The sequence below is a fragment of the Flavisolibacter nicotianae genome (assembly GCF_003628535.1).
Lineage (GTDB): Bacteria > Bacteroidota > Bacteroidia > Chitinophagales > Chitinophagaceae > Flavisolibacter > Flavisolibacter nicotianae.
Genome location: NZ_RBCI01000001.1, coordinates 825,462 through 839,436 on the forward strand (window position 1 = coordinate 825,462; position 13,975 = coordinate 839,436).

The following is a 13,975-nucleotide window of genomic DNA, read 5'->3' on the forward strand; positions in this document are numbered from 1 at the left end:
AGCAGATCCCGCCTCTCGCGGGATCTGCTTTGGGGTGTTGGTTGGTGCCGGATTTACTTCAGCACGGTGTTGTTTTCAGGTTGGGCAACGGCACTGTTTTCACTGGTAACGGTGGTTGACAGCGTGGATGTTTTTCCCGCTTTCAAAAAAGAAGCACTGCTTCCTTCCTTGCTAACAAAATTCAGGTAAAGCGCTACAAACAGCAGCGAAAACGAAAAGACATAAAGAAGCTTGGTGGCGATTTTCTTCATACAATACGGATTAATGAAATACGAAAGTAAATCGTCAGGAGCAGTCTCACAAGCGCAAGACTACGGAAGTTCGATGCGTAGATGTACGAAAAGCGTTTAGCCGCGAGACAGGAAACGTTAAAAGTGACAAGAATAAACGCAGTGTGCGGTTTTGCTTTCCCACCGCGGCTTCTCCAACCCGTGAACAAGTGAACCTGTAAAGTTTCTACTGTCTCACGTCTTCATTCCTTCCAGCTTTTTCTGCATCGAGAACATCTCATCCCGCAGGCGGGCCGCTTCCATAAAATCCATATCGCGGGCCGCTTTTTCCATTTCCTTTTTCGTGGAAGCGATCTTCTTCTCCAGTTGCGGAATGGTGGTGTACTCGGCTCCGTCTTCGGCTGCTTTGGATGTCGGGATTTCATCCACGGCAAACGGCGAGTCGGGGTCGTAACCTTTGATATCCAGCACGGAGGTTTGGCCCATGATCTGTTCGATGGATTTTTTCACCGTGGTTGGAATAATGCCGTGTTTGGTATTGTAGGCCAGTTGCTTTTCCCGCCGCCGGTTGGTTTCGTCGATGGTGCGCTGCATGCTTTCGGTCATCTGGTCGGCATAGAAGATCACCAGGCCTTCCGCATTGCGGGCCGCACGGCCGGCGGTCTGTGTCAGCGAACGTTCGTTGCGTAAAAAACCTTCCTTGTCGGCGTCGAGGATGGCCACCAGCGAAACTTCGGGTAAATCCAATCCTTCCCGCAGCAGGTTCACGCCTACCAGCACATCGATCTTTCCCAGCCGCAGGTCACGCAAAATCACCACCCGTTCCAGGGCATCGATATCGCTGTGAATGTATCTCGATTTGATGTCGATCCGTTTGAGGTATTTATCCATTTCTTCGGCCATGCGCTTGGTCAGCGTGGTCACCAGCACGCGGTCGCCTTTTTTCACCCGCTTGTCAATTTCATCCAACAGGTCATCAATCTGGTTCACGCTGGGCCGCACATCGATCGGCGGTTCCAGCAGGCCGGTTGGCCGCACCACCTGCTCGACCACCACGCCGCCGGTTGTTTCCAGCTCGTAGTCGCCGGGGGTGGCACTGACAAACACCACCTGGTTCAGCAGGTTTTCAAACTCGTGAAAGTTCAGCGGACGGTTGTCCAGCGCCGATGGCAGACGGAAACCGTAATCCACCAGTGTCATTTTGCGGCTGCGGTCACCACCGTACATGCCGCTTACCTGCGGAACGGTCTGGTGGCTTTCGTCGATCACGCAGAGAAAATCTTTCGGAAAATAATCCAGTAAACAAAATGGTCTTGTACCGGGCTGCCGCCGGTCGAAAAAGCGGGAATAGTTTTCAATCCCGTTACAGAAACCCAGCTCCCGTATCATCTCCAGGTCGTAGTCGACCCGTTCTTTCAGGCGCTGCGCTTCGATGAACTTGCCCACGCCCTTGAAATAATCCACCTGCGCAGCCATCTCGTCCTGGATCTCGTAAAGCACATTCTGGATCATGTCCTTTGGCGCCACGTAAAGATTGGCCGGGAAGATGGCAGCGTTATCCAGTTTCCCGATCCGTTTGCCGTTCTGCACGTCGATGCTTTCAATTTCCTCGATCTCGTCGCCAAAGAAGGTCACCCGGTAACCAAAATCAACATAGGGCAGGTTGATGTCCACCGTGTCGCCTTTGACGCGAAACGTGCCACGGTTAAATTCGATCGACGTCCGGTTATAGAGCGAATTCACCAGTGCATGCAAAAAGCCTTGCCGGGACATCACATCGCCCTTGGCGATACGAATGATCCCGCTTTCGTAATCGGTGGGATTTCCCATACCGTAGATACAGCTGACGGAAGCCACCACGATGATATCCCGTCGTCCCGACAGCAACGACGTCGTTGCACGAAGCCGGAGCTTGTCCAGTTCCTCGTTGATATTCAGATCTTTTTCAATGTACGTATCAGTTGTAGGCAGGTAAGCTTCGGGCTGGTAATAGTCATAGTAGGAAACAAAATATTCCACCGCGTTGTTCGGGAAGAATTGTTTGAATTCCCCGTAGAGTTGCGCCACCAGCGTCTTGTTGTGCGTCAGCACCAAGGTTGGCTTTTGCACATTCTGAATGACGTTGGCCATGGTAAAGGTTTTACCCGAGCCGGTAACCCCCAGCAAAACCTGGTGCTTTTCGCCACGCAAAACGCCTTCGGTCAGTTCCTGTATAGCAACCGGCTGATCGCCTGCGGGCTTGTATGGAGCCTGTAGTTGAAATCCCATTGTGAAGTGTTCAAATTTACGAAAGAGTTAGCCGCGGCGGGGGCCGGATTTGCTAAGCTTTTGTCATAACTGTGCGGCTGTATTTTCCCATCCGGACCGCTTTTTCTCCCGCCGAACTGCTTTCATTAACCGTCAAATAAACATGTATTAAAAATAAATAAAATTCATGGGCGCCTTTTTCTTGACAATACGCAAAAAATTCCTTGCAGTGTCTTCTTGTTTTCCGCCAATCACCGTTGTGGTTTTCTTTGGCAAAGCGTTTGTTTTACTATCTGCAGTTGTACCGGGAAACACTGTAGCCCTGAAGAATGAACCACTGACGAGAACTGATTTTTCCTGGAAAACCACCCGTACCTAATGAAGATGGCACTCTGCCAGTAAGCAACGCTAACAATAGCCGTACATAAAAAATCCCGCTTTATCTGCGGGATTTTTCGTTCAATAACGTATCAACTTAAGCTGCCTGCAGATCGCTGATCTTTTCGCGGATCTTTGTTTCCAGTTCGTTCGACAGTTCAGGATTGTCTTTCAGCAACTGCTTTACTGCTTCACGGCCCTGGCCCAGTTTGTTGTCGTTGTAGCTAAACCAGCTACCGCTTTTGTTGATGATGCCCATTTCCACACCCATGTCGAGGATCTCGCCAATCTTGGAGATACCTTCTCCAAACACGAGGTCGAATTCGGCGGTGCGGAAGGGAGGTGCCACCTTGTTCTTCACCACTTTCACCTTCACGCGGTTACCGATCGCTTCGTCACCATCCTTAATCTGCGTCATACGACGGATATCGAGACGAACGGAAGCATAGAACTTCAGGGCATTACCACCGGTGGTTGTTTCGGGGTTACCGAACATCACACCGATCTTTTCACGCAACTGGTTGATGAAAATACAGATCGTGTTTGTCTTAGAAATGGTGGCGGTCAGCTTTCGCAGGGCCTGCGACATCAAACGGGCTTGCAAACCCATTTTGCTGTCGCCCATTTCACCTTCCAGTTCGCCCTTCGGCACCAGTGCCGCTACAGAGTCGATCACGACAACGTCCAGCGCACCGGAAAGAATCAGGCGGTCGGCAATTTCAAGGGCCTGCTCACCGTAGTCGGGTTGAGAGATCAGTAAGTTATCGATGTCAACGCCCAGCTTTTGTGCATAGGCACTGTCGAATGCGTGTTCGGCGTCGATGATCGCACACATGCCACCTTTCTTTTGTGCTTCGGCAATCACATGCGTGGCAATGGTGGTTTTACCGGAGCTTTCCGGACCGTAGATCTCGACCACGCGGCCACGGGGCAAACCACCAATTCCAAGTGCCGCATCCAGGCCGATTGAGCCGGTGGAAACCACTTCCTGCGTTTGCTCGGCACGTTCGTTCATCATCATCACACTGCCTTTGCCAAAGTCCTTGTCAATTTTATCAATGGTTAGTTTCAGTGCTTTTAATTTTTCAGCGTTTGACATGTTTCTGATTTTGATTTTTGTGAGTAGATGGTGATTTAAAGTTAGGCTTTTTCACCAGCCATCCGGAATTTTTAATTGAGGTGTAAAGCTAATGATTTTAGCAAAAAGCGCAGGAAATATTTGCCTGTTTTATCGCTAAGAATAGGTTAAAGAAACAGGTGCCTTTTTTCGTTTGGCAGGCTTTGCATCGGGGCGGCAAACAGCTCCTGTACGCATCACCTTCCCTTCCCTTTTTCAGACCGTTGCAGCCACTTTCCCGCGAAGCAAATGACAGTATCTTTGGTTGCCTAAATCAAGACGTGCATGAAAAAACTTCTCTTCGCTTCTGCGCTGTTCCTGGCCCTCGGCGCGGCAGCCCAAACCAAAGAAAAAATCCCCGCTGCCAGGGGTGTGGTGTACGGCGCAGTGGCCGGTGAAAATGCGCCGGCAGCACCGGATGAACTCGCGGCTAAACTGGTGAACAACCAATACGAAGGCCAGCTCAAAGCCAAAGTGGTGGATGTGTGCAAAGCCGAAGGCTGCTGGCTTAAAGTGCAGCGCAAAGACGGCACGGCCATGATGGTAAGGGCCAGGGATCACGCCTTCCTGCTGCCGGAAAACATCGTGGGCAAAACCGTGCTGATTGAAGGCAGCGCCACCGTGAAGGAAACCTCCGAAGCCATGCGCCGGCACTACGCCGAAGACGCCGGTAAATCAAAGGAGGAAATCGCCAAAATCAAGGGGCCGGAAAGGGACATCCAGTTTTCCGCCAAGGGCGTCAAAGTACTGGATTGATACCCGCACAAAACCTATTGTGAATAGACAATGGTGAATGGTGACAGAAATGCGTAATGAGCACTCGCTCATTCCACCGCCAACTGCCTGCCAGTAACTCCCCTTTCCTATTGCCCATTCACCATTCACCCGGTGGGGATTTTCTTTTTCATTTCCCCAGATCGCTGCGTTTTTGCGCAGCATTTCTTCCAGCGCTCCGCCCGGCTGCTTATGGCATGGAATTTTTCCTTTTGTATAAAAAGAGAGCATGAAGCGATGGGTGATCTATAGCAGCTTTGTCCTGCTTGCCTGCGGCACGGAGCCAAAGGAGGTCACCATCTCGTCCGAATCAAAAAACACCGCTACGGCGCCGGCTGTTGCCGACACGCCGCCGGACAGCGGCAGCCGCATTCCCGCCGACAACACGACCGAAATGGTAACGGTGACGCCGGTAACGCCAAAACCGGCCGGTATTTACCGGGCCATGCTTCCCTACGGCGAGGGAAAAAAAATCCTTCACACCATTGCTTTTTATCCTACGACCTACCGCCTGCAGGAAGAATACCCGGGTAAACCGGACAGCGTGGTCATCACGCAGGGAACCTGGGCACCGTCGGGTGGTTATATCTGGCTTTACCGCGACCAGGTTGCGGCCGGCCGCTATACCTGGAAAGGGAGCACCCTGCAGTACTACAACCCGCAATTGAAAAAAAGCACTTCAATGGAAAAGCTGGTGCCGGCAGCCACCAACCAGGTTTGGCAAACCAAGAAAAAACAAGGCATCGCTTTGTATGGTGTGGGAACAGAGCCGTTTTGGAGCGTGGAGGTTGATGACAGCGATTCGCTTGTAGTGAATATGCCCGACTGGACCTCGCCTTTGCGCTCAAAGATCACAGCAGCCGACCGCAGCCAGGACAGCGTGACGTATACTGCATCCGGAGACTCGCTGCAACTCATCGTTTATCCCCGTTTCTGCAGCGACGGCATGAGCGACTTTCTCTACACGCAAAAACTAAAGCTGGTCTACAAGGGACAAGCCTACAAAGGCTGCGGCGAAGTATTCCGCCCGGTTCGTTAGCGTTTCTTTAGGAAAGGAAACATACCAAGATTGTTTTTCATGCGTTATCGGGTAACAGACTTCCCTAAAACCGGAACGTATGCAAAAGATTTACGTCCTCCTCCGCAACGACAAACAAACGGGCCCTTACAGCCTTGAAGAAATCATTCAGTTTGACCTTAAGCCCTACGACCTGATCTGGATCGAAGGCAAAAGTGCCGGGTGGTACTACCCGCAGGAGATCGGTGCGCTGCATCCCTACCTGCAGTTCCTGCCGCAAAAGCCAAAGCCCGTTGTGCAAACCACCACGGCCAGCCCCGTGTTTGTGGCAATGCCGTCTGCACCCCGTGTGGACGCGGTTCAACCCGCTCCGTTGCAGGAGGCTCCGGTAATCGCCGCCGAAACCAGCACCAGGTCATCCGGGGCAGCTTCGAAAAATCTAGAAGAGGCCATCTATGCGCAGTTCACCGCGCCGGCTGAAAAACAAACCGTCAACACAACGACCACGATCCCCGCAAAGCAAAAGAAAAGAGGCTCGGTCACCGTTGCCGGCGGCGTAATGGCAGTTTTGGTAGTGGGCGGCGTGTTTGCCGCTTCCTGGATGCTGAACCGCCACAACTACGATGACACTGTTACACCGGAACCGGCATTGACAGCGCCGGCTTCCGCCGAAATTTCGTCCACGGCCGTTGCAAAAACCGATGACACCAAAAACACCGTGACCAATGCCGGGCAAAAACGCAGGCAGCAGCGAACCAGCGCGGCTTCCGGACGCACCGTGCCGGTAACGAAACAGGCGGTATCGCAAAAGCAAAAGACAGTAACCGTTTCTCCCGCCGAAGAAGCAAACAACGGGCATGTATCCACGGCTCCGCCGCAGGAGGAGCCGGTGACGAAGAAAGAAGAAAGCACGGCAGCACCCGCTGGAACGACAGCGCCGCAGGAAACAAAGAAAAAGCTCCGCGACAAGATCCTCGACCTTTTTAAAAAGAAACCCGGAGAGCAGAAAAGCGAGGAAGCCAAACCGGCAGACAACAACAACAGCGAACGCACAGCCACCCATCGCGAAGCCGGCGCAAACCTGGCGCAAATGGTCAGCATCCGTTTTGATATTCCCAATGATTGGATGATGGGCATCAAAGGCGCCAAAGCAATCCTGGTGAACCGGGGCAGCGAAAAGATTTCGAAGGCCACCGTGGAAGTTCTCTACTACAACGACGACAACGAGCTGCTGCAAAAAAAGGTCATCAACTTCAGTAAGATCGACGGCAAAGAATCGCAAACCATTGCCATTCCCGATCATGCAACAGCCACCCGGGTCGACTACAACGTGCTTTCCGTAACGGGTTCCGGCCAGCCATCGGCGTGAGGATGTCAAACGTCAGACGAGAGACGGGAGACGTGAAACCAGTGAAACTTCAAACCAAACTATCGTTTAGATGTTTTGCATTAAGCCAAAAATCACTTCATGTGTATGCAGCCGTACGAGAGCTGGTGAAAGAAGTTTCCTCGTTGACTATTCTGCTTCCCGAAAGAAAAATTTAATAGGCTGACGCAACTGCGAAGAGCAGCATTTTTAGTCAAACCAAATTTATCAGAAGCTGCTTCTCGAAAATCAGGTGCAGAACGAAACCGATTCGTTGAAGTAGCAAGAGGATCCGTAGTGGAAATAGACGCGGCTATCGAAACGGCAGTTGATCTCGACTACTACAAACCTGAACAACTGCGCACTGTCGGCAAGCTCCTGAACAAGTGCTTTGCCATGCTGTCGAACTTGATAGAACGATAGGCGGCCTAAAGTTTCACGTCTGCCGTCTAGCGTTTTACATCCTCACTTTATCATCTTGTTCCGGATAATCTCCATCAGGTCGGCCTTGTAGTTTTCACCGATCAGGATTTCACTGTGCACATTTTTCAGGCGGAGCAGGTTGCCCTCAATGCCGGTGATCTTGGCAATGGGAATGATAAAAGATTTGTGCACCCGCAAAAAGTTTTTGTGCGGCAGGCGCTCTTCCAGTTCCTTCATGCTGGTATACACCAGTGTTTTCTTTTCACCGCAATGAATGGCCACGTAATTCTTCATGCCTTCAATGTAGTCGATGTCGGCGAGGTTGATCTTTAAGAGCTTTCCTTTCGATTCGGTCTTTACAAAGATGTAATCGTCCTCCACATCACCGGCCGGAAGATCTTTGCCGTGCTCCGGTGCCTCTTTGGCCACCTTTTGCACCGCCTGTAAAAAACGGGGAAAGCGAACGGGTTTCAGCAGGTAATCCACCACATCCAGTTCGTAACTCTCCAGGGCAAATTCGCTGTAAGCCGTTGTCAGGATCACCTTTGCCTTTCCGTGAATGGCCTTGATAAAATCGATGCCCGACAACTCGGGCATTTGAATATCCAGGAAGATCAGTTCAATTGCCTGCTCATTGACGATCTGCAGCGCTTCGATGGGATTGGTAGTGGAAGCCGACAAATGTAGAAACGGCGTCTGGCTGATGTAATGGGTGAGAATATCGATGGCGTGTTGTTCATCGTCTACAATGAGGCAGTTGATCATACAGCATTAATGGTTAAATCCGTGGTGTAAAATTCGGCTTCGTCTTTTACATTGAGCGAATAATTTCGGCCGTAGGTCAGGTCCAGTTGCTTTTTGATGTTCTCCAGGCCGATACCGGTAGAGATTTCTTTGGACCCGCCTTTCTTTTTGTTATGGCAGTAAAAACGCAGCAGGCCGTCACCCACATCCAGACGGATGTCGATCGGGTGTTCGGGGCTTTTGAGGTCGCCGTGCTTGAATGCATTTTCCACAATGGTGATCAGGATAAAGGGAATGATCATGGCACCGTTCACCACGCCGTTCACGCTGAAATCCACATGCAGGTTATTGGCATAGCGAAGCTGGTTGATCTTGATAACATTTCGTACATGCTCAATTTCATCTTTCAGCAGCACCTTCCCGTCTTTGGCGGCAGGCCCCAGCGCATAGCGCATGATGTCGGACAGGGTAAGAATGCCTTCCGACAGCTCGGCGGAATAGGGCAGTGATTTGGCGTACAGAAAATTGAGGGTGTTGTGCAAAAAATGCGGGTTGATCTGCGCTTTTAAAAAATTGAGGTTGGCCTGCGATTTTTCCACCTCCAGCTGCATTTTTTGTTCCTCTAAAACCTTGCGTTGCTTCCGCTCGTCGCGCAGGTAAGTAAGGTAGGCAAGCAGCAGGGAGGAACCGATGATGAAAAGCGAAGAAAAAAAGTAGGAAAAGATCACGAGGCCCACCGTCAGCTCGCTTTCCATCTTTCCGTTGTTGACCGTGAAGTGAAGCTTGGTGCTGCTGACAAAAAGAAAGGACACCGTGAAATAGGCAGCCATCAGGAAGAAACTAATCAGCACCGGCTGCACATACTGCACGATCCGGTGTTTGCCCGCAAACAGGCGGTAGAACATGTTGAGTGTAACGAAATAAAACAGGATGAAAAAACCAACGCTGAACGCCTGGCTCAGCAGGTTTTGCCAACTGAAAACCTTGTCCCAATTGGGTTGTTTGTTCAGGGCCGGCGACACAAACAAAGCGATCAGGCCGACGGCCTGGAAAAACAAAAAAACACCCAGCGTGATCCAAAACACACGGGAAAACCGGAAGCGACGCCGATGAAGCAAAGAGGGGATTTTCATGTTTGTTCGATTGCCGTGAATGGAGAATCGCCAACCGCGAAGGAAAGATAACCAAAGGAAGGCTTCCGATTCGCGATTGACGATTGCCGTTTCACCGGTAGATTAATTATTGTTGTTGCCGATACCGATACCGCCGCCCTGCTGCTCGGCTCTTTTCTTTTCGTCTTCGGCAGAGCCGTTCTTTTGCTTGGCACCCTTTACCGTGGTGCTTCCAAAGCGCAGGGTAAAGTTGACCTTGAACTGTTGCGCCTCCCAGCGGGCCAGCACTCGTGTCGTTTGCCCCGCAAAATCGGACGTGGCGCGGAAGCGGAAGGTGTGCAAAAGATCGGTACCGGAAACCTTGATGGTACCGTTGCCTTTCAGGATCTGCTTTTGCAGGCCGAGATCAACACCACCCATGCCTTTGTTTTTAAAAGTACCCATCATCACGCTGGGCGCCACGTACACACCGCTTAGCTCCGCGGTCCATGTCTTGGCAAAGCGCAGGGAGTTTTGTGCAAAGAATACCGCGCCAAAAACATTCAGGTCGATCTTGCGCCCTGTACCGAAATCGGCTTTGTACATCGAGTAGTTAGTACTCAGGTTGGCAAACAGGCTATACGCTTTGTACTGGAAAGGATAGCTGATGTTCAGGCTGAACACATCCTGCGTAGCCAGGTTCTTTTTGCTCATGAATGCCTTTGATTTTTCGGCCGTATCCACGATCTGCGTAAACAGGTCTTTGATGTGGCTATAGTTTAACGTGGTGGTCAAACGGTATTTGTAAATGCGGGTCACGCCAAAGCTGTTGGTAAACTGCGGACGGAGTTCCGTATTTCCTTTCATGAAAGAATATTCATCGAGCTTGAACTCAAAGGGGTTCAGGTCCTGGTAGGCCGGGCGGTCGATGCGGCGGCTGTAGGTGAGGCTCCACTGGTTCAGCGGGTTTTTGTTGAAGGTGACCGACGCACTCGGGAAAAAGTTGGTGTAATTCCGTTTGAATTCAGACATCGTTGGCTGGTAGCCGCTGCCGTTCAGTTTTTGCCCTGTAGATGTTCCGGTGCTGACGGTGTTTTCGACACGCATCCCGGCCTGTACCATCAGGCCTTTGTAGGCTTTGTTCCAGTTGGCATACACGGCGTTGATGTTCTCTTTGTATTTGAAACGGTTGCTGCGGTCGCGGTCCAGGATGTTGCTGCCATTCACCACGTCGTAACGCTGGAAGTCGTTGTCGGTATTTACAAAGCCGATCTTTCCACCCAGTCCCAGCTTACCGCCGCCCAGGTTTTTTTCGTAATCCACCTTACCGGAATTGATGTGAATTTTTGTCGGCGCAATCATGTTGTAGATCACGGTTCTTGTCTGGATCTTTTCATCCGGTGTATAGTAGTAGTTGGGCTGGTACTGGTCGTTGTTGTTATCGTAGTAGCCGTTGTCCAGGTTCAATAGCAAGCTGGTACCGTTGGCGCCGTTGTAATTATAGTTCAGGTTCAGGTTGTAGTTACCACGTTTCAGGTTGGAGTGGTTATCGGCAATCAGGATCCTGTCCACCACACCGGTTGGTGCGTAAGTAATCGGCGTGCGGCTGTAGTTGGTCACTTTCGGATCGGAGATAGAACCGTTGAATAAAACCCCCACGGACGACGCTTTATCCAGCGAGTAATCCGCACCCACCTTCACGTTGTGGCTTTGGTTGTCGTAACGGAAAAACCCTTTCTGGTTAAAAATGGTATCGGCTACACTACGGTACAATTCGATGGAATTGTGATTGAGCCCTTTCGAAACGCTGTACGTACCATAGAGGTTGATGTTCTTGTTGCGGTGGTTCAGGCTGAAGCTCCCGTTGTACTTGGGAAACACGCCGATGGCATAACCGGCATTCACCGAACCGTTGGTGCCGTATGCCTTGTTCTTTTTGAGGCGAATGTTGATGATACCCGCATTACCGGCTGCTTCGAATTTTGCCGACGGGTTGGTGATGATCTCGATGGCTTCGATCTGCGAAGACTGCAGCGACTTCAGGTAGTTGGCGAGGTCGGAACCGGAAAGAGGCGAGGGGCGGCCGTCGATATAGACCTGCACGCCGTTCTTGCCGTTCACCGTCAGGTTTTCGTCCCTGTCAACCGTCACGCCGGGAGATTTACGCAGGAGTTCGAGGCCATCCGAACCGGCGGCGTTGATGGTGCCTTCGACGTTCAGCACTGTCTTGTCGGCTTTTACTTCGATAATGGGTTTCTGGTAGGAAACGGTAACGGCTTTCAGGTCGCCGGATGCTTTTGCCAGTGCAAAAGCAGGAACCGTTACGTCGGTACCGGCCACCGCAAAGGGTGCCGAAACAAAGGGCTTGTAGCCAACGTGGCTTACCGAAACACGGTACTGCCCATCGTTGATGCTGGCAAACGAATAAGCACCGTCGGCTTTGGATATGGTAAACTTCACCGTGGAGGTGTCTTTTGCTTTTACCAGCGACACCGTGGCATCGGCCACCGGTGCACCCTGGTCGTCTTTGGCGATGCCGCTAATGGTTTGAGCCTGCGTGGTGGTAAACCCGGCAAGAAGGAGGAAGAGGAAAAACAGTCGCATTTCTTTGTTATTTAGGTTGAGTAATCGGCTTTGGATTGATCGAAGCACAAACCTAGAATGGCCGGAAGGGGAGGAAAAATCTGTTCAACGAAAGGGGTTTTTGGCAGGACGAAAACGGAGTTGGGGTTTGGAAGGAGACAATCCGGCACGGCCCCGCAACCAGAACGCCTTTCCGCTGCTGTTGGCGCCCACGCCAATGGCTTTGTTGAACGTAATTGCGTTAGTGCGTATGCTAATGTAAGTAACAATGAGCGGGAATAATTTTGATCAACTGCCTCTACACAAACGCCACAACCGATCCGTTTCAATCTACAGGGTTACAGAACAATACCCGCCGATCTGCAGCCGGGCTCCTGGTCATGTACCTGTTGGTCAACCATGCCACCGCACGACCCATATCGTAAATCCACAGAACAGGAGTTATTGCAGCCAACCGCTATTTTTGCTGTTCCATGTTTGAGCTCCTGTTTACCAAGTTTGATGAAAAAGTGCAGCTGACCGAGGAAGAAAAAGAACTGGCTAAAACGTTCTTTCTTCCCAAGAAACTACGCAAACGCCAATACCTGCTGCAGGAAGGCGACATAAGCAAATATGTTGCGTTTGTTGAAAAAGGAACGCTTCGTTCGTATACGGTTGATGAAAGAGGCGTGGAGCATATCATTCAGTTTGCGTTCGAAGGCTGGTGGATCGGCGACATGTATTCTTTTATCACGAACGAACCGTCTACGTACAATATCGATGCATTGGAAGATTGCGAACTTTTGCTGCTAAGCCAGCAGGCAGAAGAGCAAATGTTTGAAAAAATTCCAAAGATGGAACGCTTCTTCCGCATACTTGTTCAAAATAGTCTGATCGCTACGCAAAGAAGATTGGTTGGTTCATTAAGTCAAACCGCGGAAGAAAGATATAACGACCTGGTAGCATCCTGTCCCACCATTCCGCAGCGGGTACCGCAACACATGATGGCCTCGTTCCTTGGCATTACGCCGGAAACGCTGAGCCGGATTCGCAAGCAGGCGAGTTTGAAAAAATAAATCCTGTTTGTTTATGGCAAGCAGTTGAATTTATTGCACAGAGCTCATGAGAAAAGGAAATGAAAAAAACGTCTTCTCTTTTGCTCCTTTTCTTTGTGCAACGATTTTTAGGACACGCCAGGGCGTGTCCCTACTTCTTCATTCACTATTTCTTGTTCCTCTGTTCGAAATTCCCTTGACATATATCAACGCTCCATCTTACGCTATGTCAATGCTATTTCTTGCCCTATCGCAATGGTGACCCGCTGACAGCTTGCGAGCTTTGTGTAACAAAACAGAGCAATATGGCAAAGACAGCAATCGCAATTATTGGAGCGACGGGAAACATGGGATCGGCTATTGCAAAAAGCCTGGCAAAAGGCCCTTACCGCCTGCTCTTGTTTGCACACGATAAAGCAAAACTGGAAAGCGTAAAACAAGACATCACGAAAGCAACGCCGTCGGCAGATATCGACTGCGTTGGCTGCCCGATGGATGCAAGCTGGGAAGCGGATGTGATCATTTCTGCCGTGCCGTACGCGGCCGAAAAAGACGTAGTGGAAAAGATCCGGAACGTTGCCACGCAAAAAGTAGTGGTCAGCATCGCCAACCCGCTGAACGAAACCTATGATGGACTGGTGACCGAACCAGGCACCAGCGCTGCCGAAGAATTGCAAAAGCTGCTGCCTTCTTCGAAAGTGGTGAAGGCGTTCAATACAACCTACGCCGCCGATTTCGCACAGCCCGTGATCAACGGTCAGCAAGTGGATGCGTTCATTGCCGGAAACGATGAAGACGCCGTGGACGTGGTGAAAGGCCTTGTGACCACAGCCGGCTTCAATGCCATTGTCGCCGGTGATTTGTCGAAGAGCCGGACCCTGGAAGCCATGCAGGCGCTTTTGATCCAGCTCACGATAAAGAACAACTACAACTGGTTAGCCGGTTTTAAAATTTTACACAACTAAACTCA

General features: G+C 50.9%; 11 protein-coding genes and 1 pseudogene. 6 read left to right on the forward strand and 6 right to left on the reverse strand.

Annotation, left to right across the window (positions count from 1 at the left end):
* Positions 1–53: 53 nt before the first annotated feature.
* From D6024_RS03620 to recA, 3 genes are all read right to left on the reverse strand, one after another.
* Positions 54–251 carry a hypothetical protein gene (locus D6024_RS03620; RefSeq protein WP_121353037.1) on the reverse strand — a complete coding sequence of 66 codons (198 nt, stop codon included), beginning with the start codon at positions 249–251 and terminating at the stop codon, positions 54–56.
* A gap of 213 nt (positions 252–464) precedes the next feature.
* A complete protein-coding gene (gene uvrB / locus D6024_RS03625) occupies positions 465–2,498 on the reverse strand; it encodes an excinuclease ABC subunit UvrB (RefSeq protein WP_121353039.1) in 2,034 nt (677 codons plus the stop codon).
* Between the two features lie 454 nt (positions 2,499–2,952).
* Positions 2,953–3,954, reverse strand: coding sequence for a recombinase RecA (recA, locus tag D6024_RS03630; RefSeq protein ID WP_121353041.1), 1,002 nt, complete (start codon positions 3,952–3,954; stop codon positions 2,953–2,955).
* 303 nt (positions 3,955–4,257) lie between these two features.
* On the opposite strand from recA, the gene D6024_RS03635 reads away from it, so the two are divergent.
* The 4 genes and pseudogenes from D6024_RS03635 to D6024_RS27550 all read left to right on the forward strand — a co-directional run.
* A complete protein-coding gene (locus D6024_RS03635) occupies positions 4,258–4,728 on the forward strand; it encodes a DUF4920 domain-containing protein (RefSeq protein ID WP_121353043.1) in 471 nt (156 codons plus the stop codon).
* Between the two features lie 247 nt (positions 4,729–4,975).
* The gene (locus D6024_RS03640; RefSeq protein WP_121353045.1) at positions 4,976–5,785 is read left to right on the forward strand and encodes a COG3650 family protein; all 810 of its coding nucleotides are present in this window, start codon (positions 4,976–4,978) and stop codon (positions 5,783–5,785) included.
* 79 nt (positions 5,786–5,864) lie between these two features.
* Entirely contained in the window at positions 5,865–7,133 is a 1,269-nt protein-coding gene (locus tag D6024_RS03645) for a hypothetical protein (RefSeq protein WP_121353047.1), read from the forward strand.
* Between the two features lie 168 nt (positions 7,134–7,301).
* Positions 7,302–7,553 (forward strand): annotated as a pseudogene (locus tag D6024_RS27550) (four helix bundle protein); the annotation flags it as partial.
* A 42-nt stretch (positions 7,554–7,595) separates the two neighbouring features.
* On the opposite strand, the gene D6024_RS03655 reads toward D6024_RS27550, so the two are convergent.
* From D6024_RS03655 to D6024_RS03665, 3 genes are all read right to left on the reverse strand, one after another.
* A complete protein-coding gene (locus tag D6024_RS03655; RefSeq protein WP_121353050.1) occupies positions 7,596–8,318 on the reverse strand; it encodes a LytR/AlgR family response regulator transcription factor in 723 nt (240 codons plus the stop codon).
* Positions 8,315–9,430, reverse strand: coding sequence for a sensor histidine kinase (locus tag D6024_RS03660; RefSeq protein ID WP_121353052.1), 1,116 nt, complete (start codon positions 9,428–9,430; stop codon positions 8,315–8,317). The genes D6024_RS03655 and D6024_RS03660 overlap by 4 nt, the downstream gene beginning before the upstream one ends.
* Before the next feature lie 102 nt (positions 9,431–9,532).
* Positions 9,533–11,992 carry a TonB-dependent receptor gene (locus tag D6024_RS03665; RefSeq protein ID WP_121353054.1) on the reverse strand — a complete coding sequence of 820 codons (2,460 nt, stop codon included), beginning with the start codon at positions 11,990–11,992 and terminating at the stop codon, positions 9,533–9,535.
* Positions 11,993–12,444: 452 nt separating this feature from the next.
* On the opposite strand from D6024_RS03665, the gene D6024_RS03675 reads away from it, so the two are divergent.
* A complete protein-coding gene (locus D6024_RS03675) occupies positions 12,445–13,026 on the forward strand; it encodes a Crp/Fnr family transcriptional regulator (protein ID WP_121353059.1) in 582 nt (193 codons plus the stop codon).
* A 284-nt stretch (positions 13,027–13,310) separates the two neighbouring features.
* On the forward strand, positions 13,311–13,970 hold the full coding sequence (locus D6024_RS03680; protein WP_121353061.1) for an NADPH-dependent F420 reductase: 660 nt from the start codon (positions 13,311–13,313) through the stop codon (positions 13,968–13,970).
* The last annotated feature ends 5 nt before the right edge of the window (positions 13,971–13,975 follow it).

Coding starts and splice junctions, on each gene's coding strand:
- D6024_RS03645 (WP_121353047.1), top strand. CDS start 5,865: ATGCAAAAGATTTACGTCCTCCTCCGCAACGACAAACAAACGGGCCCT.
- D6024_RS03680 (WP_121353061.1), top strand. CDS start 13,311: ATGGCAAAGACAGCAATCGCAATTATTGGAGCGACGGGAAACATGGGA.
- D6024_RS03635 (WP_121353043.1), top strand. CDS start 4,258: ATGAAAAAACTTCTCTTCGCTTCTGCGCTGTTCCTGGCCCTCGGCGCG.
- D6024_RS03665 (WP_121353054.1), bottom strand. CDS start 11,992: ATGCGACTGTTTTTCCTCTTCCTCCTTCTTGCCGGGTTTACCACCACG.
- D6024_RS03620 (WP_121353037.1), bottom strand. CDS start 251: ATGAAGAAAATCGCCACCAAGCTTCTTTATGTCTTTTCGTTTTCGCTG.
- D6024_RS03660 (WP_121353052.1), bottom strand. CDS start 9,430: ATGAAAATCCCCTCTTTGCTTCATCGGCGTCGCTTCCGGTTTTCCCGT.
- D6024_RS03675 (WP_121353059.1), top strand. CDS start 12,445: ATGTTTGAGCTCCTGTTTACCAAGTTTGATGAAAAAGTGCAGCTGACC.
- uvrB (WP_121353039.1), bottom strand. CDS start 2,498: ATGGGATTTCAACTACAGGCTCCATACAAGCCCGCAGGCGATCAGCCG.
- D6024_RS03640 (WP_121353045.1), top strand. CDS start 4,976: ATGAAGCGATGGGTGATCTATAGCAGCTTTGTCCTGCTTGCCTGCGGC.
- recA (WP_121353041.1), bottom strand. CDS start 3,954: ATGTCAAACGCTGAAAAATTAAAAGCACTGAAACTAACCATTGATAAA.
- D6024_RS03655 (WP_121353050.1), bottom strand. CDS start 8,318: ATGATCAACTGCCTCATTGTAGACGATGAACAACACGCCATCGATATT.